This is a genomic window from Glaesserella parasuis (assembly GCF_017352235.1).
GTDB classification, from domain to species: domain Bacteria; phylum Pseudomonadota; class Gammaproteobacteria; order Enterobacterales; family Pasteurellaceae; genus Glaesserella; species Glaesserella parasuis.
Genome location: NZ_CP071487.1, coordinates 340745 through 364025, shown reverse-complemented (window position 1 = coordinate 364025; position 23281 = coordinate 340745). Strand labels below are relative to the sequence as shown.

The window sequence follows — 23281 nt, the reverse complement described above, 5'->3', positions numbered from 1 at the left end:
TATGAATCATCTTCCTAAAATATTTGTTATTAGTTTGATAAATTCTCCAAGAAGAGAGTTTATTAGTAAACGGTTAAGTGATCTAAAATTAAATTTTGAATTTTTTGATGCTGTGTACGGAAAAGATTTATCAGAAGAACAATTAAAAGAGATTGATTTTAAATTTTATCCTGAAAAATATGCCGCAAGAAAAGCGATGACATTAGGTGAAGTTGGTTGTGCTATGAGTCATATTAAATTATATGAACATATCGTAGAAAATAATATTGATAACGCAATTATTCTTGAAGACGATGCTATCGTTTCTCTCTACTTTAAAGAAATAATTTTAGATGCTTTAAATAAAATTTCACCTAAATATGAAATTTTATTTTTAGATCACGGAAAAGCTAAAATCTATCCATTTCCTAAAAATTTAGTTGAGCGGTACAGATTAGCAAGATATATTTCACCATCAAAAAATTCAAAACGGACTATTATTAGAACTACGGGATATATCATTACTCAAGCTGGAGCAAAAAGATTATTAGAATATGCATATCCAATCAGAATGCCATCAGACTTTTTAACGGGATCATTACAAATGACACATATAAGAGCTTATGGTATTGAACCTTCTTGCGTATTTGGCGGATCTCATTCTGAAATAAATGAAATGGAAGATCGTTATAATTAATTCTATAATTTCAAAGATGGAATAAAATGCTGTTTAAAAAATTATTTTTGTTTTTTATAGAAAAAAGAAAAATTCTTAATATTGAGAATTTATTTTCTAAGAAAGTTAATTCTATATTAGTTAGACCTCTTGGAAATGCTATTGGTGATGCGGTCGTTCATACAGCACATTTACAGCAACTTCGTTACCTATTTCCTAATGCAAATTAGGCGTTGTTGTAACTCCTCAAAATAAAGAAGTCTTTGAACATTCTGGGTTAGTAGATACCTATGTCAATAGAAGTATTATTAGTTATATCCTTAATTTCAAAAAATGGGATTTACTCATAGATTTTGAGAATAATTTTAATTCATCATCTTTATTTATGGATAGGATTATAAATCCAAAATATATTGCTATATTCCGAAAGTATAATAAAAAAACATTATAATTTTGATATTGTTAAGAACTACGACTTTCATTTTCCACAAAAAGAAAATGAACGCTTGAGCCATTATCTAATCAAATCAGGATTAAATAGAAATAATTACTTATCTGAAACACACAGCAAACTAACAACCAATCCTATCAATGATGAAAAAGTATCTAGATATTGGAAAAAAGATAAACTTAAGATTCTTTTATGCCCACAAGGTAGCAAACGCCAAATACCAGAAAATGAATTGGCAGAATTTCTGAATAATTCTATTCCAGCACCTTTGCTAGATAAAATTGATATTATTGTTGGTTATACCAATACTGCCAATGAATATACACTAAGACTAAGAAATTTAGTACCTAAAATCGAGATTAATTTATCACCTAAAACCACATTATCAGAATATATCTCTTTAATTTCTAGTGCAGACTTTGTTATTGCGGTTGATGGAGGATCGCTACATATAGCTTGTGCGTTTCAAAAACCATTATTAAGCTTTTTTGCAAAAAGCCAACCTAATATGGGGACTTGGAAACCTCTACTAGCACCAACAATCCCACATTTACGCGTTATTACTAATGATGATGTTGGAAGTAATTCAAATCTAACAGAAAATTTTGATTTAGTTCCAGCAATAGCTTGGTTTAACCATTATTTAAAAAACAAATATAATAGAGATTATAAATGAGCATAAAATCAACTCTCAGAACATTACGTTTAAACATTGGTAAGAAAATCATAGATAAAAAAACACCAATCTCAAAAACACTTACTCAACCTAAAAAAATTCTATTTCTCCGACACGATGGAAAAATAGGGGATTATATTGTTAGCTCTTTTGCATTCAGAGAAATAAAAAAAGCTTCTCCATCAACTTATATTGGTGTTGTTTGTTCTGAAAAAAATGCTTATTTATTTAAACAAAATCCATATATTGACCGACTATATTTGGTTAAAACAAAGGATATTTGTGACTATATTCGCTGTGGGAAAAAACTTGCTCAAGAAAAATATGATGTTGTTATTGATCCTACTATAGTGTTAAGAAATAGAGATCTCATTTTCTTGCGAACTATTTCGGCTAAAAATTATGTTGGATATCAGAAAGAAGGTTATCAACTCTTTAATTTGAATATAAATGCTAAAAATATTCATTATTCCGAAATTTACCAAAAAGCATTAGAAATTATCGGTTTTAATAAAATTTCAACAAATTATGATGTTCCTCTTGAGCCACAAAGTGAGAAAGATATTCAAGATTTTTTACAAGAAAACCATATATCAAATTATATTGCATTGAATTTTTTTGGGGCTGGTTCAGCACGCCGTTTTAATGATGAATCTATAAAAAGTTTGTTAGATTATCTAACAAGCAATACTATGAATATAGTATTGCTTGGGTTTCCTGATGTAATCGAAAAACTAAATGCTTTAGCAAAGAAATATCCTAGAGTTTTCATTTACGAGCAAACAAAAACGGTATTTCACTCAATAGCATTGATTAAGTATTCTGATATGGTTATCTCTCCTGATACATCTATCGTGCATATAGCTGCGGCATTTGAGAAACCACTTATTGCATTTTATAGCCAAGGGCAAGACAATTTTGTACATTGGCATCCAAATAATAAAGCAGAAACACATATTCTGCGCTTTCATAAAAGTGTTAATGAAATAGATTTTACGCAAATTAAAACCGAATGGTTACAAGCTAAGTAAAAATAAATGGACTTCCAATCCCTTAAACTTTTTTTAGACATCACTCAAACTCGTAGTTTTATTCGCACAGCGGAGAAAAACTATATGAGTGCTTCGACCCTTTCTCGCCATATTCAACGTATGGAGCAAGAGATTGGGCAGCCGTTATTTTTAAGGGATAATCGGCAAGTGATTTTGACGGAAGCCGGTGAACGTTTTTCACATTTTGCGGAGCAGACTTGGGCGGAGTGGCAGAAAATGCAACGCAATTTCTCTCCAGAGCAAACTGAATTGGAAGGTGAGCTTAAACTTTTCTGTTCGGTAACCGCATCTTACAGCCACTTGCCACGCATTTTAGCGACATTTAGGAAACGATACCCAAAGATTGAGATCAAATTGAGTACGGGCGATCCTGCTAAAGCACTGTATAGCGTTCAATCGTTGCAGTCGGATATTTCGCTTGCAGGGAAGCCTGAAAACTTGCCGAATAACATTATTTTTCACTATATTGATGATATTCAATTATCGTTAGTTGCCCCTCGCATTGCTTGTACTGCAACGCAATTGTTACAGAAAACACCGATTGATTGGCAGAATATGCCTTTTATCTTGCCTGTTGATGGACCTGCTCGCAAGCGGATAGAACATTGGTTTAAATTGCAAAAAATTAAAGAGCCTAAAATTTATGCGACAGTGGAAGGACACGAAGCGATTGTGCCGATGGTTGCCTTGGGCTGTGGTGTTGCGATGATCCCCGATGTGGTGGTGCAACAAAGCCCTGTGGCAAATCAGATTTCCCATATTCAATTAGAAACCCCAATTAATGCATTTGAGTTAGGTGTTTGCGTTCAGCAACGGCGTTTGCAAGAACCGATCATTCGTGCATTTTGGGAACTTTTATCTGATCTAGATTAAACTTTCTTTGTTAAATTCTGCTAGAATAGCCCGATTTTTTAAACATAACCGGAGACCAAAAATGAAAATTGTTGAAGTAAAACACCCGCTTATTAAACATAAAATTGGTTTAATGCGTGCCGCTGATGTAAGCACTAAAGATTTCCGTGCCTTAGCAACGGAAGTTGGTAGCCTTTTAACTTACGAAGCGACCTCAGATTTGGAAACGGAAGTAGTTACCATTGAAGGTTGGAATGGTCCAGTTGAAATTGAACGTATCAAAGGTAAAAAAGTCACCGTTGTGCCTATCCTTCGTGCTGGTTTAGGTATGATGGACGGCGTACTTGAGCATATTCCAAGTGCGAGAATTAGTGTTGTGGGTATCTATCGTAACGAAGAAACCTTAGAGCCTGTGCCTTATTTCAAAAAATTAGCTAACGATGTAGGCGAACGCTTAGCAATTGTGGTTGATCCGATGTTAGCAACAGGTGGATCTATGATTGCTACCCTTGATCTTTTAAAGGCTGCAGGCTGTAAACAAATCAAAGTGTTAGTACTTGTTGCTGCACCTGAAGGTATTAAAGCACTTGAAGAAGCTCACCCTGATATTGAACTCTATACCGCTGCAATTGATAGCCATTTAAATGAAAACGGCTATATTATCCCAGGCTTAGGCGACGCTGGCGATAAGATTTTTGGTACAAAATAGTGTTAATTTAATATTCTGAGTACAGATTATTGATGTATTTTCCATTCTTCAGCTATCGTTAAATCTCTTACATGGATGTAAGATCCTTTACGTTACTTATTCAAATGAAACTATCCGAAAAAATCACCGACGCTTTTAGCCCCACAGGCACGTTAAGCCAAAATATTCACGGTTTTCGTCCGCGAGATGCTCAGTTAGAAATGGCACAAGCGGTCGGGAGAGCGGTGAAATTTGCCAAAAGTGCAGTGATTGAGGCTGGAACGGGAACGGGGAAAACCTTTGCCTATCTTGTGCCGGCGTTGCTATCGGGCAAAAAAACGATTATTTCTACGGGTTCTAAAAATCTGCAAGATCAGCTGTTTAACCGTGATTTGCCGACCATTCAAAAAGCCTTGAAATATAAGGGAAAAGTGGCGTTGTTGAAAGGGCGTGCTAATTATCTCTGTTTGGAACGGTTAGATCAGGTGATCGCAATGGGGGTAGTCGGCGATAAATCGGTGTTGGCGGATTTGGCGAAGGTGCGGAAATGGCATACGGGAACAAAAACTGGGGATTTGAGCGAATGTATCACCATTGCGGAAGATAGCCCGATTTTACCGCAATTGGTTTCGACGGCAGAAAGCTGTTTGGGGTCAGATTGCCCGAATTATAAAGAGTGCTATGTGGTTCAAGCTCGACGTAAGGCATTAGAAGCCGATGTGGTTGTGGTGAACCATCACCTATTTTGTGCCGATATGGCTGTGAAAGAAACAGGCTTTGGTGAGTTAATCCCTGATGCAGAGCTGATTATTTTTGATGAAGCACATCAGTTGCCCGATATTGCCAGCCAGTACTTTGGGCAATCGCTGACTTCTCGTCAATTATTTGATATTTGTAAAGACAGTAACATTGTTTATCGTACAGAGTTGAAAGATCTTGCTCAGTTGGGTAAAGCGTCCGATCATCTACAAAAAGTGGTACAGGATTTCCGTTTGTTGTTGGGAGACGGCAACAAGCGGGGGAATTTGCGTGAGATTTTGCAAGATCCGAAAGTGGTCGAAGGCTTTGCTAAGCTGAATGAGAACATTGATTTTTTAAGCGAAGTGGTGAAAAAATCGCTCGGTCGTTCAGAAACTTTGGACAAAATCTTTGAACGTTTGGCAGAAGTCAAAGCACAGTTAAAAAGATTGGGCGATACTAGTGTTGTCGGCTATTGTTATTGGTATGAAATCAATGGGCGTTCGTTCGGTTTGCACATTACGCCACTGACAGTTGCCGATAAATTCGGTGAGCAGATGAGAGCAAATCAAGTCGGTTGGATTTTTACCTCGGCAACCCTTGAAGTCGGCGGAAAGTTCGACCATTTCTGCCAGCGACTAGGCATTGAGAATGCCGAACAGATGGTATTACAAAGTCCGTTTGATTATGCTCGTCAGTCGTTGCTGTGTGTGCCACGTTATCTGCCTGATACCAATAAATCCCATACGCTAACGGAATTAGGGCAGTTGCTCAAACCTGTGATTGAAGCGAATAATGGGCGTTGTTTTTTACTCTGTACGTCCTATTTTATGATGCGTGGTTTAGCGGATTTTCTGCGAGAACAGAGTTCGTTGAGCGTTTTACTGCAAGGGGAAACCAGTAAAAGTCGTCTGCTTGAGAAGTTTATTGCAGAGCCAAATAGTGTACTGGTGGCAACTCAAAGTTTCTGGGAAGGAATTGATGTACGGGGTGATGCGTTGTCGTTGGTGATTATCGACAAACTGCCTTTTATCGCACCTGATGAACCATTGCTGAAAGCTCGAATGGAAGATTGTAAATTGCAAGGCGGCGATCCCTTTAACGATATTCAAATTCCCGAAGCAGTGATTACCTTAAAACAAGGTGTAGGGCGTTTGATCCGAGATGTGACGGACAGGGGAGCGGTGATTATCTGTGATGCTCGCCTTGTGATGCGACAATATGGCTCGACTTTTTTGAAAAGCCTACCGCCGTCGAAACGGACAAGGGATTTGGCAAAAGTACTGACTTTCTTAAAAGAAAAATAATAATTTTTACAAAGGTTTATCATGCTACTTATCGATCTCGCTGGCTACGAACTTACTCAAGAAGAACAAGAGTTACTTGAACATCCATTAGTTTCAGGACTTATTCTCTTTACACGCAATTTTCACGATAAAGCTCAGTTGCAAGCCCTTATTAAATCTGTCCGCCAACGAGTGAAAAAGCCATTATTAATCACCGTTGATCAAGAAGGCGGTCGAGTACAACGTTTCCGTGAAGGCTTTACCAAATTGCCTGCAATGCAATCTTTTTTACAATTAGACCGCTTGCAATTTGCTCAAGAGGCAGGCTGGCTAATGTCCGCAGAAATGTTTGCGTTAGATATTGATTTAAGTTTTGCCCCCGTGTTGGATTTAGGGCATTGTAGCAAGGCAATCGGCGATCGCTCGTTTGGGAAAGATGTAGCTACAATGCTACCTGTCGCTGAAGCCTTTATTGACGGTATGCGCGAAATCGGTATGGCTACCACAGGTAAACATTTCCCTGGTCACGGTCACGTTATTGCCGACTCTCATCTTGAAACGCCCTTTGATGATCGACCAAAAGAAAGGATCTTTAATCACGATATTCAACCGTTTAAACAGCTGATCACCAAAGGAAAATTATCGGCGATTATGCCTGCCCACGTTATTTACACCCAGTGTGACAGCCAACCTGCCAGTGGTTCAAGTTACTGGCTGAAAGAGATTTTACGCAAGCAGTTGCAATTTAACGGCGTGATTTTCTCTGATGATTTAGGAATGAAAGGTGCTGGGTTTATGGGGAACTATGTGGAACGAAGCGAGAAAGCCTTACAAGCAGGTTGTGATTTGTTGCTACTCTGCAACGAGCCTGACGGCGTGGTGCAAGTGTTAGATAAGCTGAAATATCAGCCTACCCCAACACAGAAAGAACGCCACTTAAGCCTAATGAAACGCCGTTCGATCAGTTGGTCAGAGCTGGAAGCCAGCCCACGTTGGCAACTGGCTCATCAACAGCTTGCTACACTTCAAGATCAATGGTTGGAATGGAAAGCCCAGAATGCCTAAACTCAACTGCCACCATTTTGAACAGAACCGTTGCAATTCGTGCCAATGGCTTCATAAAAGCTATGCCGAACAACTAGCAGAGAAAACTGCCGTTCTTAAGCGGTTAGTTTCGCCTTATCTTTTGCAAAGCACGGAATTTTTACCTGCGGTCACATCACCTTTGGCGTATTTTCGTAACAAAGCCAAAATGGTAGTCACAGGAAGCGTTGAGCGTCCGATTTTAGGTATTTTAAACGACGACGGCACAGGCACGGATTTAACGGACTGTCCGCTCTATCCGCAAGTCTTTACACCACTTTTCCCTATTCTGAAAACCTTTATCGGACGGGCTGGGCTTGTGCCTTACAACGTGGCAAAAAAACGGGGCGAACTCAAATATATCTTGATTACCCAAAGTCAGCATAATCAATCTTTGATGATCCGCTTTGTGCTAGGAAGTGAGCTAAAACGACCGCTTGTCGAGCGTGAATTGCCAATGTTACTGGCATTGAAATTTCTGCCTCTGCCATCGCCAGTGCCACAAAATCCGCCCAACAGCTTGGCTTACAAAACGTCAAATTCGCTTCGTTGGACTCGGCTCAATTTGCCTTGAATGAACAAGGAACAACGCCCGATCTCGTGATTGTCAATCCACCAAGACGGGGCATCGGCAAACCGTTAGCCGAATTTATCAATCAACTCGGCTCACCCTACTTGATTTATTCCAGTTGTAATGCAGAAACAATGGCAAAAGATTTTGCCTCACTCAGCCATTATGAACTCAAAAAAGTCCAACTATTCGATATGTTTCCCCATACGGCGCATTATGAAGTTTTGACGTTTTTAGTAAATAAGATTATTTAGATAGTAGAAATTCAAATTTTGCGTAGAGCGATTTTCTAATTTTGAAATTGTTTGGCATAGTTTACAAAATGACTGCTAAAAAACGGCTTAAAGCCTATAATACCGTATAGTACAAGGCTTTAAACCATTTTTAGCAGAAAATTTGTCTATTACACTCTAAATAATGAGGCATAGTCACCTTAGCTAGTATCAACTATTTATTGCATAGCCGGACGAGTCTTTGTTTTCTTCACTTTAATTGGTAGAATAGATTTTGACACAACCTCAACCCCTTCAGGTGGATTTTGCAACGCAATCGCCAGTACTTCATCAATGGTTTCAACAGCGTGAATTTCTAAGGCTTGTTTTGCATTTTCAGGGATTTCTTCCAAGTCTTTTTCATTCTCTTTTGGAATAATCACTGTCTTAATACCACCACGATGTGCTGCCAACAATTTCTCTTTTAAGCCACCGATTGGCAAGACTTTACCACGCAAAGTAATTTCACCTGTCATTGCCACATCTGCACGCACTGGATTGCCCGTTAAGCTAGAGATTAATGCAGTACACATTGCAATACCTGCACTTGGGCCATCTTTCGGCGTTGCACCTTCAGGAACGTGAACGTGAATATCACGTTTTTCGTGGAAATCGCTCGCAATACCTAATTTTTCAGCTCTTGCACGCACGACCATCATTGCCGCTTGAATGGACTCTTTCATTACATCACCAAGAGAACCTGTGTAAGAGAACTTCCCTTTACCAGCCACAGAAGAGGTTTCAATCGTCAATAGATCACCGCCAACTTCCGTCCACGCCAAACCTGTCACTTCGCCGATACGGTTCTGGCTATCCATTTTGCCGTAATCAAAACGCTGTACGCCCAAGTAATCTTTTAAGTTTTCTTGGCTAACGGTGATCGATTTAAGTTTCTTATCCATCACTAACGCTTTTACCGCTTTACGACAGATTTTCGCAATCTCACGTTCAAGGCTACGCACCCCAGCTTCACGGGTGTAGTAACGAATAATGCCCAAAATTGCACTGTCATCAATTACGAGTTCCCCCGCTTTTAAACCGTTATTCTCTTGCTGTTTCGCAATCAAATGCTCTTTCGCAATATGCATTTTTTCATCTTCAGTATAACCCGAAAGGCGAATAACTTCCATACGGTCTAACAATGCAGGTGGAATGTGCATTGAGTTTGATGTTGCCACAAACATCACATCAGACAGATCGTAATCAACTTCTAAATAGTGATCGTTAAAGGCTTTATTTTGTTCAGGATCAAGCACTTCAAGCAGTGCAGACGCAGGATCGCCACGCATATCTTGTGCCATTTTGTCGATTTCATCGAGTAAGAAAAGCGGGTTCTTCACGCCAACTTTTGCCATTTTCATCATCAACTGTCCCGGCATTGAACCGATGTAAGTACGGCGATGACCACGAATTTCCGCTTCATCACGCACGCCACCTAATGCCATACGCACATATTTTCTGCCTGTCGCATTGGCAATCGACTGACCCAGTGACGTTTTACCCACGCCCGGTGGCCCAACTAAGCAAAGGATCGGGCCTTTGAGCTTGTTCAAACGGCTCTGCACCGCAAGGTATTCCAAAATACGCTCTTTAACACGCTCTAATCCGTAGTGATCTTTATCCAACACTTCTTGAGCTTTTTGCAAATCTTTCTTCACAACAGACCGCTTATGCCACGGCATTTGTAAAATCCAGTCGATATAGCTACGCACAACTGTCGCTTCAGCAGAACTTTGTGGCATTGCTTTCAGCTTATTAAACTCGCTATCCACCTTTTCTTGTACTTCTTTTGGTAATTTTGCTTCAGCAATTTTCTCTTTGAGCTTATCTAACTCGCTCTGTTCCGCTTCTTCTTCGCCACCCAGCTCTTTACGAATTGCCTTAATTTGCTCGTTCAGATAATAATCACGCTGATTTTTTTCCATCTGCTGTTTAACACGATTACGGATACGGCTTTCTGTTTCCATTGTATCCATTTCCGTTGCCATCGCTAACAACAAGGCTTCAAAACGGGCAATAAGATTAGCTTCTTCCAACAATGTCTGTTTTTGTTTTACCGAAGCAATCAAATTCGCAGATATCGTATCTGCCAAGCGGTCTTCAAAGGTAATTTTTTGCAATTTCGGCAAAATTTCTGCAGGAACTTTTTTATTGCTTTTAACGTAATTTTCAAACTCGTTGAGTGCAGTTTTTGCAATCGCTTTTAATTCTTCGTTATCGTCTTGATAATCAGAAGGCATTGGGGAAACGCCAGCACAAAAGCCACTTTCATCATCACGAATATGCTCAATTTTGCCACGCACTTGACCTTCCACCAGCACTTTCACCGTGCCGTCAGGAAGATTTAACATTTGGATAATATTTGCCATTACCCCGACATCATAAATATCATCTGCCGTAGGATCTTCTTTGTTTGGATCTTTTTGTGTGACTAAAAACAGTTGTTTGTTGGTGTTCATCGCCGCACGCAAGGCTTGGACTGATTTTTCTCGCCCAACAAATAACGGCATTACCATATAAGGAAACACAACCACATCACGCAGTGGAAGTAATGGTAATTCAATAGGTTTCTTTTTTCTTGCCATTGGATTGCTCTCCTAAAATAGAATTCGTACATTATGGGGGTAGATTTAGGAAATACAAGGGGGAAAATGCAATAAAATAAAAGCGTTCAAAACTTACTGAAAAAATGCTATATTCCTTGCTAATTTTGTAAATTTTTTCAAGAAAATGGCTCACTATCAAGATATTTCCATCGCATTAGCTGGCGTATGCCAGTCTGCAAGCCTTGTTCAACAATTTGCACATAAAGGCTTTGCGGATCGTGATGCATTTAGACACTCTCTTTCTAGCTTACTTATTACCCAACCTGACTCAACACTTGATGTTTTTGGGGGCGATTTAGCCCATTTGAAGCAAGGGTTAGAAACCGCATTAGCTCAATTTGGTGGGGCGAATGGGAAACTTGACACAGAAATTGGTCGCTATTGGATCAGCATATTAGCGTTAAGCCAAAAGTTAGCTAAAAATCCCCAAGCAAAAGCGAATTTAGCACAACGTTTGCAACAACTTGAACGCCAGCTTGCTCTCTATGATAACGATATTTTGCACGAACAGATGATTGCAAATATTGCGAGTATTTATAGCGATATTATCAGCCCTCTAGGTTCTCGCATTCACGTTTTGGGTATGCACGATTACCTCTCTCGCCCTGATATTCAAAATCGGGTAAGAGCGTCGCTATTGGCAGGTATCCGTGCAGGGATTTTGTGGCAACAAATGGGCGGTAGCCGTTGGCAATTTTTCTTTTCACGCCGTAAGCTATTAGAACATACTCGACAGTTATATAAATCCTTTTAATTAAAGAGTAGTATCCGTAATAATATTAAAATGGGCTCGTTGTAAAGAAAATTTCCTTCTTCCCAACACTTTGGTAACTATACCTATCTTACAATGGCACATGTTTTACTTAATCAAACATGTGCCATTAAAGGCTTACAAAACACTAATACCGCTTAATCTCAAACCCCTTCTGCAATGCTTCCACACTCTCAACCTTCTCAAAGCCTTTTAGTTCTGCGACTTGGCTAATTTTCGGATTTTTACCAACGGCTTGGCTGGCAAAAACAAAACCTGTTTGGTCGATAATGGCCTGCTGATAGAAATCAAGAATATCTTGTTTAGTGAGCTGTTTAATCAATTCAATCAATTTTGCCTTATGGTCAAACTGCCCGTTGCCTCGTGAAAAATCGGTGACAAATTCAGCAAATTCTTGATCTAAGGACTCTGGCTTATGTTGTAACACTTCAAGTAGGCTTGCTCGATATTTTTCAAACTCTTCGGCACTCATTGCGTTGAGTTTAGCCAAACTTTCTTTGAAGAAGCGTTCATTATGTTGCATTATCTCTTTTGGTGAAGCCGTCGGGCTTTGTACCGAAAATTGCAAGCCTGATGTTGTGCCGATACGGGTGTTATAGGCGTAAACAACATAACCTAGCTGTTTATCTGTACGCAGATCATCAAAATACCAACGTGAGAGAATATCTTTTAATAAACTGGCACGGCTTAATCCCTGTAACTCATCATAACCTTTTGGAAAATAGGCGATTGTTAAGGCGTTATCTTCGTGAGAAATCTGTTTAATATGATTTAGCTTGCGTTGGCTCTGATTAATGTCGAGATAACGTCCTAAATCAATCTGGCTATTTTGATTGTTAAAGACCGTTTCGACTTCTGTTGCAATCTGTTTCACTTGGTTATCTGAAAGATTTCCTACCGCAAGAACGCGTAATGATGTCGCCTTGTTCAGCAATTTTTCACGCATTTGCTGAATATCCGCCAAGTTGATCTGTTCGATCATTGCACGTTGTTTTGCCATTTCAAAATAGGGATAACTGGAGAAACGAGTAATTACTTCATTTGCTTGGCGTAAAGCATTCTCTTTTTCTGCACGATCTAAGGCTTCAAGATAACGCTGTTTTGCTTGAGCTAGGGTATCTTCACTTAACGTAAATTGTTGGAATAACACCATTTTATCTTTCAGCAATTTTGCTAAATTTTGGGTGTAACCATCCGCTTGTAATACAACGCCATTTTCTGCCATTGATACACTCGCACTCATTCCTGCAATAGAGGCTTGGAAATCAATTTTGCTTTGGACTAAATCGCCCATATAGCCCAGCAACACTGCACTGACTGCTTGTTTAAGATCTTCCACTTTTGGCGTAATACCTAGCACTAACGAGATTTTCGCTTTCGGTTCGTTAGCAAAATAATGGCTTGGCATTGCATAGATTTGCGTGCCTTGCTCTGCTTCAATCAGTTGCGGTTTTAAGCGAGATTTATCACTTTCATTTAGGCTGAAATCCGTTGCGAAATATGGGTTCAACGCTGGCAATTTAAGCTCAGGATTTTGGCTAAAATCAAGCCATTTTGCCTTTTGTTGCTCACTGATTTTATGCACGGCATAAGGGGCTTCAAAATATTTGGTTTTTTTATCGGTTTTCGCTTTATCATCAACAAGCAAAATACGCACGTTAGCTAATGTCATCTCAGCAAGTTTTGCATTGATCGCTTGCGTATCCATTTGTTCAATAGCATAAGGCTGATCGATGATATTTTCGAGCGGATAACTCATCATTTGGCTCACCAAATCGGCAACATAGTTGCCACTTTTTTCCGTCTGCAGATGTTGAAACTCTTGGCTTAAGCTCTCTTTTAATTCATCAAAATAGCTCTGTTGAACACCTGCTTTTTTGACCGCTTCAATTTGCTGGAAAACCAACGAGATAATTTTGTCTTGTTCTGCTAAGCCTTTGTCAGTCAATTCAATATAAAAGGTAAAATCACCACGGTTGCGACTAACATCATGATTCGCTACCGATTGAACACCGCTGTCAGACAGTCCTTGCTTAATCAAATAATCAGACAGTGTGCCATCGGTATTATTATTGAACACATAAGCGAGATACGCCCCTGTTTTATGCTTAAACTGAGCTTTATCTTCAGGCATATCAAAGGAAATCGCCAACATCTTGCTTGGTTTCACCGGTTTATAATGGATCATCACCGCTTTATCTTCCGCACGGAAAAACGGCATATCCACCGTCGGGGCTGTGAGTTTTTTATTCTCAACCTTGCCTAAGGTCTGTTCTGCAAGTTTTGCCAGTTTTTCAATCGGTTGATTAGAATAAAGCACCGCTTTCATTAAGTTTGCGGAATAGTATTGTTGATAAAATTTCACTAATTCATCTTGTAGCTTACTATCAGCTTTATCAGATAGCGTGACCTTATTCCCAACGGCAAACTTGGTAATCGGGTGGTTCGGGTTAGCGGTAGCAAGATTAACATCGTGCATTAAAAAGCCATCGTTGGATTTTGCTCGCACCATCTCCGCATTAACCGCATTCACTTCTTTTTTAGCATTCGTCTCAGATAACAACGGTTGAGCAAAAGCATCGGCAAGGCGAGCCACCGCTTCATCAAAGGCGTTGTTATTTACTTCAAGATAATAAACGGTACGATCTGACGCAGTAAAGGCATTATTGTAGCCCCCGTTTTTCGTTAAAAAGCCATCTAAGCTGTTGGTTTCAGGGAAGGCTTTTGACCCCATCAAAATCATATGTTCTAAATAGTGAGCCAAACCTTGTTGCTTAACTGGGTCGTCCATTGAACCGACAGGCAAACCGACAGACATTAGCGATTTATTTGCTTTGTCATCTGAAATCAGTAACACGTCCATTCCATTCGCAAGGCGAATACCTTGATAGATAGCTTTATCCGTTGGGCTTTTATTGATGGTTGTTTTGATTAGTTCAAAGCCTAACTGCTGTTGAGTATTTGTGATAGCGGTAGGTTGGGTTGCAGAATTTGCAAAAACAGGCAAGGAAGCCACCGCTCCTAAGCCTAAGATTAACGATAAACTGTAACTTAATAATGATTTTTTCATTGTTTCTCCTGTTCTATAAGAAAATAGAATTAACTTCTGCATAAATTAGAGAAGCATTTTAAAAATAAGTTCCATATTTCCTAAAAAATATATTTGTTCTCTCTAATTTGTAACACTGAGAATGTTCAATTATAACAAATCCTTCATATGCTATCAGACGCATTATTCTCATAATAGCTAAACTTGCTAAAAATGTGATCTAGATTACAAAACTAAAACGTTTTAGCAAAATTTACTTTCTTAGCTAAACCGTTTTAGTTAAAATACCACTGTTTAATTTTTAGTATTTCTATGCACAAAAAATAGGTGGTAACTATGAACTTTCCTCAAATCGCTCAACAAGTGATTGATAAACTCGGGGGCAAAGATAACATCTCTGCCGCAGCACACTGTGCAACCCGTTTGCGTATGGTGGTTAAAGATGAAACTTTAATCGATAAAGAAGGCATTGAGAACATTGAAGGCGTTAAAGGTCAGTTCTCGGTTGCAGGTCAATACCAAATTATTTTTGGTTCTGGCACAGTAAATAAAGTTCACGCTGAATTGACGAAAATCTTAGGTATTGGCGATATGACAACATCTGAAGTTGCTAGTGCTGGTGCAGACAAACAAGGTTTCTTACAAAGCGTTGTAAAAGGTTTAGCGGATATTTTCGTACCTATCATTCCAGCTATCGTCGCAGGCGGTTTGTTAATGGGTATTCACTCAATGCTTACTGCAAAAGGCTTCTTTGCAGAAGGTGTGAACGTTGTTGATATGTACCCAGGTATTGCAGATTTAGTGGACTTAATGAACACTTTCGCAAATGCACCATTCGTGTTCTTGCCAGTTCTTTTAGGTTTCTCTGCAACCCTTAAATTCGGTGGTAACCCATTCTTAGGGGCCGCACTGGGTATGTTATTAGTTCACCCTGCATTGGCAGACGGTTGGAACTATGCATTAACCCTTGCAAATGGCAAAATCCAGTACTGGAATGTACTTGGTTTAGAAATTGAGAAAGTAGGTTATCAAGGTACTGTTATCCCTACTTTAGTTTCTGCATGGGTATTAGCAACTTTAGAAAAAGCTTTCCGTAAAGTTGTTCCATCATTCTTGGATAACTTAATCACGCCGTTATTCTCATTATTCATCGCAGGTTTCTTAGCGTTCACTATCATTGGTCCATTAGGTCGTGAAGCAGGTTCATTAATCTCTGCAGGTTTAACTTGGTTATACGATAGCTTAGGCTTTGTAGGCGGTGCGATCTTCGGTACATTCTACGCACCAATCGTTATCACAGGTATGCACCAAACCTTTATTGCGGTAGAAACACAATTATTAGCAGAAGTGGCGAACACTGGCGGTACATTTATCTTCCCTATCGCTGCAATGTCTAACATTGCTCAAGGTGCAGCGTGTTTAGGTGCAGCATTCGTGATGAAAGATGCGAAAGTGCGTGGTATGGCTGTTCCATCAGGTATCTCAGCATTATTAGGTATCACAGAGCCAGCAATGTTCGGTGTGAACTTACGTTACCGTTATCCATTTATCGCAGCAATGATTGCAGCGGGTACATCAAGTGCATTTATCGCACTATTCAATGTAAAAGCGATTGCATTAGGTGCGACAGGTTTACCAGGTATTCCATCAATTAAACCTGAAAGCCTTGCGATGTACTGTGTTGGTATGGCAATTTCAGCAAGTATTGCGTTTGTGGTGACGGTGATTTTAGGTAAACGCACGCAGGCAAAAGCGTAAACTAATTGATTAGATTATAATAAACGGGCTGTATTCCCTTAATACAGCCCGTTTCACATAAGACTTTAAATTCCTATAGATATTTAAAATCTATCATAACTACTCCACCAACCCTTTCTTCAATCTCTCAAAATAACTTCTGGTTTCTTCAATCACAACGTGGCGTAAGCCGATCAAAGCGACTAAGTTAGGGAATGCCATTAAGCCGTTTACAATATCTGCAATTGTCCAAATCGTATTGAGTTTGATAAATGGTGCCACGGCAATCAGCATAATGAAGATCAAGCGGTAGAGTTTAATCCTTTTGGTGCGTCCGCCTGTCAGATAGACTAAACAACGTTCGCCGTAGTAACACCAGCCTAAAATTGTGGTGAATGCAAAAAATACAAGGCTGATGGTGACAATCATTGCTCCGATAGAGCTTGCTAAACCTTCTGAGAAGGCTAAGTTAGTTAAAACTGCCCCTTGTGTTGGACCTGTCCATACCCCAGTTAATACAATCACTAAGCCTGTCATTGAACAGACAATAATGGTATCAAGGAATGTGCCAGTCATTGAGATCAACCCTTGACGAACAGGCTCTTTAGTATGTGCAGCCGCTGCGGCAATAGGTGCAGAGCCTAAGCCCGACTCGTTAGAGAAAATCCCACGAGCAACCCCAGCTTGAATAGCTTGTAATACGGTAAAACCAAATACACCACCCAATGCAGCTTCGGGGTTAAAAGCTGCTTTTACGATAAAGACAATGGTATCTGGCACCTTATCGGCGTGAAGCACTAAAATCAGCAGGGAAGCCCCAACATAGCTAACCGCCATAAAAGGCACGATCACCATTGAAATTTTTGAGATACGTTTTACACCGCCGAGCGTAATTGCCGCAACGGTAAGCGTTAAGATAACGGCGGTAATGCTAATCGGAATGTTGAACGTATCTTGCAATGATGTGGTAATTCCATTGACCTGTGGGAAAGTACCAATACCAAAGAGAGCCACCATTACCCCAAATATCGCAAACAGTTTTGCCAGCCATTTCCATTTCTGCCCCATACCCATTTCGATATAGTACATCGGCCCGCCAGCAATATAGCCGTCTTTATCTTTGCCTCTGAATTTCACCGCCAATAAACATTCGGCATATTTAGTTGCCATACCAAACAGGGCAATGATCCACATCCAAAATACCGCTCCTGGCCCTCCAGCTTGGATAGCGGTGGCGACCCCGACGATATTACCTGTGCCGATAGTGGCGGCAAGTGCAGTGGCTAATGCTCCAAAGGCAGAAATATCCCCTGATTGATTATCGCCTTTTTCTGATTTGAACATATAAGAAAAGGCTCGAGGTAAGTGGAAAAATTGCAGTAATTTGAGTTTAAGGGTGAAGTAGATCCCCACACCTGAAATTAATAACAACAGTGGTGGTCCCCAAACGATACTATTAATTGAGCTAAGAATAGTGTCAATTGACATAAATAATTCCTCGTAAAAATAACTTACAAGGAAAGAAAAGCAATAAGACAAGCGGAATGATGTGATGAATTTTTTGCATTCTGTAGGGACCCCATGCTGTTTCACACAAAAGCAATAAATATAATCCCACCGCTTGAAATGATGGTTACTTTTCTCCCCTGTCCTTTTGCCTGAGCGTTTCGCATTCATTGCTTTCGCCTTCGGCGTCCATTTTCTGCTATGCAGAGTGGATCTCTCCAAGGGTTCGTCCAATAGCTGTCCTCGCTGTCGCACCTGAAAGATTTTACCTCGTCGGTGTAGGGTTATTCCCCACTCTCCAGCTATCTTCATCCGAACTGCTTTTTTAAAGCGTTGCGAATTTTAATGTTTCTTTTATTGTCGTCAAGATCACTGTTCAATTTTTTTGGCAAGAAAGGGCAAATAGTGGTAGGATAACGGCTATCTTTATTTAAAGAAAAGTAAACGAATGAAAGAGATTTTACGCATTGCTACTCGTCAAAGTCCTCTAGCACTTTGGCAGGCAAATTTCGTTAAAGACGCATTAGAACAGCGTTTTCCACAATTATCAGTCGAGCTGGTTACAATGGTAACAAAAGGCGACATCATTTTAGATACACCGTTAGCAAAAATCGGTGGAAAGGGCTTATTTGTCAAAGAGTTAGAGTTAGCCTTACTCGAAAACCGAGCAGATATTGCCGTCCATTCAATGAAAGATGTACCGATGACTTTTCCTGAAGGGCTAGGGCTTGCGGTCATTTGTGAGCGTGAAGATCCAAGAGATGCGTTTGTATCTAATCACTATGCAAACCTTGAAGCCTTACCAGCAGGGGCTGTTGTGGGGACATCAAGCCTACGCCGTCAATGTCAGCTAATGGCAAAATATCCGCATTTACAGATCAAATCCTTACGAGGCAACGTCGGAACTCGCCTGAGCAAATTAGATAATGGTGAATATGATGCGATTATTTTAGCTTCAGCAGGCTTAATCCGCTTAGGCTTAAGCGAACGTATCCGCACCTTTATCCCTGTAGAAACATCACTGCCAGCCTGTGGGCAAGGGGCAGTTGGGATTGAAACCCGTTTGAATGACGAGCGAGTGTTAGCCTATCTTGCAGAATTAAATCACCAACCGACCGCTTACTGTGTACAAGCAGAGCGAGCAATGAACAGCCGTTTACAAGGCGGTTGCCAAGTGCCTATCGGCGGTTTTGCAACATTAACAGGTGATGAAATTGAATTAAATGCCCTCGTCGGTTCATTAGACGGTTCAACCATTGTAAGAGCGTCAGCAAAAGGCAACATAAAAGAGGCAGAGAAATTAGGTGTTGAAGTGGCAGAAGCGTTACTTGCAAAAGGGGCTGATCACATTTTAAAAGCCGTTTATCAAAGCGAATAGTATGAATGTTTTAGTCACACGCCCCGATCAACGTGGGCTACAATTAGTTGAAATGTTGGCAGAACAGCAAATTTTTGCCATTCATCAACCGCTGTTTCGAGTTGAAGCAGGGGCGGATCTGCCAACGTTGCCAAGTAGTTTATCTCGTTTAAATTCGGGTGATTATGTTTTTGCCGTGTCAAAAAATGCCGTTGATTTTGCAACTGAAACCTTAAAGCAAACGGGATTTTACTGGCGAAGTGATTTACTCTATTTTGCCGTTGGGCAACGTTCAGCAAACCATTTCGCTTCCCAAATTGAACAAGCGGTACGTTACCCTATTCAATCAGAAAACAGTGAAGGGCTACTGGCACTGCCTGAAATGGCTCAGTTGTCTGGAAAAAATGTGCTGATTTTACGCGCAGATACAGGGCGAGAATTTTTTGCTGAACAAGCAACTTCACGAGGTGCTGAAGTGCAGATCCTCGAATGTTATCGCCGTATAATGTTGGCGGACAATTTAAGCGAGCAGATAAGCCTCGCAAAACGAGCAGGAACAGATACCATTGTCGTGACAAGCGGTGAGATTTTAACCACGTTTATCGAACAAACCGCAGAAGCGGATCTGCCTTGGCTCTACCAATGTCGTTTAATTGTGGTTGGCAAACGTATCGCCACACTTGCCCGAAAATCAGGCTGGAAAAGCGAACAAATTCAAATTTCAATGAAAGCGGATAATCATAGTCTGCTGGAAACAATACTCAACTGTGTGAAATTTTAACTAAATAGGTGAACATTATGTCGAAACAGAGCAAAAAGCCAAAAGCGGTTGAAGCAACAAAAAACGTTGCAGAAAACCTTGAGCCAGTCGTGACTGAAGATGTGAAAGTCGATGTAGAACAAGCGGTAGCCTCTGAGCCAGAAATGGTAAAAGAGACAGAGGAAGTCACCGCTATTGATCCAAAAACTGAACAAGAGGAAAAACAAGTGGAAATTGCTCAACCTATTCAATCAGAACAACCAAAACAATCATCAGGGGGAAAAGCACTCTCTCTGCTGGCTATCTTGATTGCCTTAGGCGTGGGGGCAACAGGGTATTTCTTCGGCAACCAAAAATTTGCTCAACTTGATACACAAATTCAAGCATTACAAGCAAAAGCAACCCAAAATCAACCCGAACAAACAGTTGCTGAAATCCCTAACTTTGATGAAGAAAAAGTCAAAATTGCCAAACTTACTCAAGATTATCAACAATCATTAGATAAAATTGCACAGTTAGAGAATGCACAAACGGCTTATACTCAGCAAATCAACGCCCTACAAAGCCAAATTCAAAAATTAGGGGCGACACCAAAAGCAGACCAAAGTGAATGGCTATTATCTGACGCTGATTTCTTACTTAACAATGCCTTACGCAAAGTAGTGTTAGATAACGATATTGATACCGCACGTAGCTTGCTTATTGAAGCGGATAACGTATTAAGCCAAGTGAGCGATAATCGAGTTCTTAACATTCGTGAAGCGATTAAACAAGACCTCAGCCAACTTGCTAGTGTAAACAATGTTGATCAAAATAATTTAATGCAACGCTTAACGCAATTAGCGAATTTGCTTGATGATATGCCGATGATCGACAACACGGTGGAAGAAGAAAGTGTTGCCACCGGCGAAGTGAGTAGCTCAGTGCAAGACTGGCAACAAAACCTAGAAAAAAGTGCAAACTCTTTCTTAAATCACTTTATCCGTATCAGCGATAAAGCGACGGCAAAAGAGAAAGCTTTTGTTGCACCAAATCAAGAGATTTACTTACGAGAAAATATCCGCTTGCGTTTACAAATTGCGATTTTGGCAATTCCACGTCAGCAAAATGAACTCTATAAACAATCGCTTGAAGCAGTTAGCACTTGGGTGAGAAGTTACTTTGATGTGCAGAATGAACAAGTCAAAACCTTCTTAAAAGAAATTGACGAGATGATTGAACAATCTATCTACATTGACGCACCAAATCGCCTGCACAGTTTAGGCTTATTAGATCAGCTGCTCAATAAAGCCCCTAAACCGATTAGCAAAATTCAGTTGGAACAAGACAAATCCCTTGAGCAAGCAACACCAGCTCAAGAAACACCAACCGAAGCAAAACCTGCTACAGAGCAACAATAGGAGATAGATTATGTTTCGCGTTCTCTTTTTAATGCTAATTGTCCTTGCAGGCTTAATTTTAGGGCCTTATATTTCGGGGCATCAAGGTTATGTACGCATTGAAACCGCAGGCAAAGTGATTGAAATGAGCCTAGTAATGCTCGTGGTCTTTTTTGCGGTAGCTATGGCAGTGGTTTATGCAATAGAGTGGATTGTCCGCCGTTTCTTTGGGTTAAGTCGAGGTGCTTATCAATGGTTTGGCGATCGCAAACGTAAAAAAGCACAACAGCAAACCCTCAAAGGCTTAATGAAAATGACCGAAGGGGATTACTCTAAAGCGGAGAGATTAATTGCAAAAAATGCAAAACACGCCGCCGAGCCAGTGTTAAACTTCATCAAAGCTGCCGAAGCTGCTCAACAACGAGGCGACGAACTCAATGCGAACAAGTATTTAATTGAAGCTGCTAAAATCGCTGGTCCAAACAACGTTGCCGTTGAAATTGCTCGCACACGAATTTTACTGCTACAAGGCAAACTCCCTGCGGCACGCAGTGCGGTCGATAGCTTATTAGTCCTTGCTCCAAACAACGTTGAAGCCTTACGCCTTGCGATTGAAATCTACCAAAAATCGAAGGCTTACAAAGCACTCGATGACGTATTAGAACAAATCGGACAACGTAGTTTCTTATCGGCAGAAGAGTACGAAAGACTTGAACAGCAAGTCAATGACGGCTTATTAGATGAAATTATGAATGAAGAAGGTCAAGAAGGCTTATTAAAATGGTGGGATAATCAACCAAGCCGCCGCCGTCGTTCTATTTACGTTCGCGTTGGCTTGATTAAACGCTTAATTGACACAGACGATCACGAATCTGCTCAAGAAATCGCTCTTGAAACTGTGAAAAAATATCAAGATGAACAACTTGTGTTGCTCTATCCAGAATTAACACGCTTACAAGTTGATGAAGAACATAAACTATTCAAAGTTCTCTTAAAACGCAACAGCAAAGCGGAAGAGCGTTACAGTGACGATTACGCGCGTGTACTAGGTTATATCCACACCAGAGCAGGGCATTTCGACAAAGCGAAACCTTACTTTGTGCAACTGCTTGAGCATAAAGAGTGTATCGCGAAAGATCGCATTATGGCATTGTATGTCGCAGAACAGACCCACGATGTAGAATTAGCGAATAGATTAAAACAAGAAGATCTGAAAGAGGTCAATGTCGAAGCCAAACCAGTGGAAACAGTGTTGGCGTTGCCACAAGAGATCGAAAAATAATGACTATAAAGGCAGCTTCTCAAAAGCTGCCTTTATTATATCCAGATTAAAAAGATTAGACTAAAATAAATTAATGGTTACCTTGGCTCCGTCCCCTCAATTACATCCTCTAACTCTTCCAAATTACATGATATTCTCTATTCTCAGCATCATTGGAAATTAAAAAACGTGCAAAAATATCATCCATCTCATCATTCTGATTTATCAAACCAATCCAAACTTCAGCAAAAGCATCTGGATCAATTAAAACACCGATTTCTTGCTCCCAATTTTCACTAGTTTCAACCATTTCCACCGCTCCACGTTCTTCAAATTGCAAATTAAAAAGTAAAATATCTGCAGGCTCTAAATTATCTGAAGCCATTTCTAAAAAAATATCATATGCAAGCTCAATTGCTTCGTCAGGGGACAAATTAGCCATTATATTTCTCTCTTATATCAAATCACATTTGAAAAAATCATAATAGTGATTTACCAATAAACATTAATTAGATTAATAGAAAATATTA

Annotated in this window: 18 protein-coding genes, 1 pseudogene and 1 riboswitch; of the genes and pseudogenes, 15 read left to right on the top strand and 4 right to left on the bottom strand. The window is 40.0% G+C overall.

Annotated features, from left to right (window positions below; translation table 11 throughout):
- The first annotated feature begins 1 nt into the window (after position 1).
- The 9 genes and pseudogenes from J1G47_RS01820 to rumB all read left to right on the top strand — a co-directional run bounded on the left by J1G47_RS01820 (position 2) and on the right by rumB (position 8306).
- Positions 2 to 676 carry a glycosyltransferase family 25 protein gene (locus tag J1G47_RS01820; RefSeq protein ID WP_010787090.1) on the top strand — a complete coding sequence of 225 codons (675 nt, stop codon included), beginning with the start codon at positions 2 to 4 and terminating at the stop codon, positions 674 to 676.
- A gap of 26 nt (positions 677 to 702) precedes the next feature.
- Positions 703 to 885, top strand: a complete 183-nt coding sequence (locus tag J1G47_RS11710; protein WP_051141837.1) for a hypothetical protein — start codon at positions 703 to 705, stop codon at positions 883 to 885.
- 183 nt (positions 886 to 1068) lie between these two features.
- Positions 1069 to 1782 (top strand): glycosyltransferase family 9 protein, encoded by a 714-nt coding sequence (locus J1G47_RS01815; RefSeq protein ID WP_234924166.1) that lies wholly within the window; start codon positions 1069 to 1071, stop codon positions 1780 to 1782.
- Positions 1779 to 2813 carry a glycosyltransferase family 9 protein gene (locus J1G47_RS01810; RefSeq protein WP_207326719.1) on the top strand — a complete coding sequence of 345 codons (1035 nt, stop codon included), beginning with the start codon at positions 1779 to 1781 and terminating at the stop codon, positions 2811 to 2813. Before J1G47_RS01815 ends, J1G47_RS01810 begins: the two co-directional genes overlap by 4 nt.
- Before the next feature lie 6 nt (positions 2814 to 2819).
- Entirely contained in the window at positions 2820 to 3707 is an 888-nt protein-coding gene (gene ilvY, locus J1G47_RS01805; protein ID WP_207326718.1) for an HTH-type transcriptional activator IlvY, read from the top strand.
- 61 nt (positions 3708 to 3768) lie between these two features.
- The gene (upp, locus tag J1G47_RS01800) at positions 3769 to 4395 is read left to right on the top strand and encodes a uracil phosphoribosyltransferase (RefSeq protein WP_010787093.1); all 627 of its coding nucleotides are present in this window, start codon (positions 3769 to 3771) and stop codon (positions 4393 to 4395) included.
- A 104-nt stretch (positions 4396 to 4499) separates the two neighbouring features.
- Complete coding sequence (locus tag J1G47_RS01795; RefSeq protein ID WP_207326717.1) at positions 4500 to 6419, top strand: ATP-dependent DNA helicase; 1920 nt, start codon at positions 4500 to 4502, stop codon at positions 6417 to 6419.
- 21 nt (positions 6420 to 6440) lie between these two features.
- Positions 6441 to 7463, top strand: coding sequence for a beta-N-acetylhexosaminidase (nagZ, locus tag J1G47_RS01790; RefSeq protein WP_075592607.1), 1023 nt, complete (start codon positions 6441 to 6443; stop codon positions 7461 to 7463).
- Positions 7456 to 8306: pseudogene (gene rumB / locus J1G47_RS01785) on the top strand (23S rRNA (uracil(747)-C(5))-methyltransferase RlmC). The gene nagZ and the pseudogene rumB overlap by 8 nt, the downstream one beginning before the upstream one ends.
- Positions 8307 to 8503: 197 nt before the next feature.
- Here the strand turns inward: rumB and lon are convergent.
- Positions 8504 to 10909, bottom strand: coding sequence for an endopeptidase La (gene lon / locus J1G47_RS01780; protein ID WP_207326716.1), 2406 nt, complete (start codon positions 10907 to 10909; stop codon positions 8504 to 8506).
- Between the two features lie 145 nt (positions 10910 to 11054).
- On the opposite strand from lon, the gene hflD reads away from it, so the two are divergent.
- Positions 11055 to 11684 carry a high frequency lysogenization protein HflD gene (gene hflD / locus J1G47_RS01775; RefSeq protein WP_005711655.1) on the top strand — a complete coding sequence of 210 codons (630 nt, stop codon included), beginning with the start codon at positions 11055 to 11057 and terminating at the stop codon, positions 11682 to 11684.
- A gap of 145 nt (positions 11685 to 11829) precedes the next feature.
- Here the strand turns inward: hflD and ptrA are convergent, their stop codons facing one another.
- Positions 11830 to 14772 carry a pitrilysin gene (gene ptrA / locus J1G47_RS01770; protein ID WP_207326715.1) on the bottom strand — a complete coding sequence of 981 codons (2943 nt, stop codon included), beginning with the start codon at positions 14770 to 14772 and terminating at the stop codon, positions 11830 to 11832.
- A gap of 315 nt (positions 14773 to 15087) precedes the next feature.
- On the opposite strand from ptrA, the gene J1G47_RS01765 reads away from it, so the two are divergent.
- Entirely contained in the window at positions 15088 to 16509 is a 1422-nt protein-coding gene (locus J1G47_RS01765) for a sucrose-specific PTS transporter subunit IIBC (RefSeq protein ID WP_207326714.1), read from the top strand.
- Positions 16510 to 16608: 99 nt separating this feature from the next.
- On the opposite strand, the gene J1G47_RS01760 is transcribed toward J1G47_RS01765, so the two are convergent.
- On the bottom strand, positions 16609 to 17976 hold the full coding sequence (locus J1G47_RS01760; protein WP_207326713.1) for an alanine/glycine:cation symporter family protein: 1368 nt from the start codon (positions 17974 to 17976) through the stop codon (positions 16609 to 16611).
- A gap of 148 nt (positions 17977 to 18124) precedes the next feature.
- A riboswitch (glycine riboswitch) is annotated at positions 18125 to 18226 on the bottom strand.
- 216 nt (positions 18227 to 18442) lie between these two features.
- Here J1G47_RS01760 and hemC point away from each other — a divergent pair.
- The 4 genes from hemC to J1G47_RS01740 are packed head-to-tail and all read left to right on the top strand — an operon-like array spanning position 18443 to position 22772.
- Positions 18443 to 19372, top strand: a complete 930-nt coding sequence (hemC, locus tag J1G47_RS01755) for a hydroxymethylbilane synthase (protein WP_015939565.1) — start codon at positions 18443 to 18445, stop codon at positions 19370 to 19372.
- 1 nt (position 19373) lies between these two features.
- On the top strand, positions 19374 to 20132 hold the full coding sequence (locus J1G47_RS01750; protein WP_015939564.1) for a uroporphyrinogen-III synthase: 759 nt from the start codon (positions 19374 to 19376) through the stop codon (positions 20130 to 20132).
- A gap of 17 nt (positions 20133 to 20149) precedes the next feature.
- Positions 20150 to 21511 carry a uroporphyrinogen-III C-methyltransferase gene (locus J1G47_RS01745; protein ID WP_207326712.1) on the top strand — a complete coding sequence of 454 codons (1362 nt, stop codon included), beginning with the start codon at positions 20150 to 20152 and terminating at the stop codon, positions 21509 to 21511.
- A gap of 10 nt (positions 21512 to 21521) precedes the next feature.
- On the top strand, positions 21522 to 22772 hold the full coding sequence (locus J1G47_RS01740; RefSeq protein WP_021109777.1) for a heme biosynthesis protein HemY: 1251 nt from the start codon (positions 21522 to 21524) through the stop codon (positions 22770 to 22772).
- 109 nt (positions 22773 to 22881) lie between these two features.
- On the opposite strand, the gene J1G47_RS01735 is transcribed toward J1G47_RS01740, so the two are convergent.
- Positions 22882 to 23193 carry an HI1450 family dsDNA-mimic protein gene (locus J1G47_RS01735; RefSeq protein ID WP_005711639.1) on the bottom strand — a complete coding sequence of 104 codons (312 nt, stop codon included), beginning with the start codon at positions 23191 to 23193 and terminating at the stop codon, positions 22882 to 22884.
- Positions 23194 to 23281: the final 88 nt, after the last annotated feature.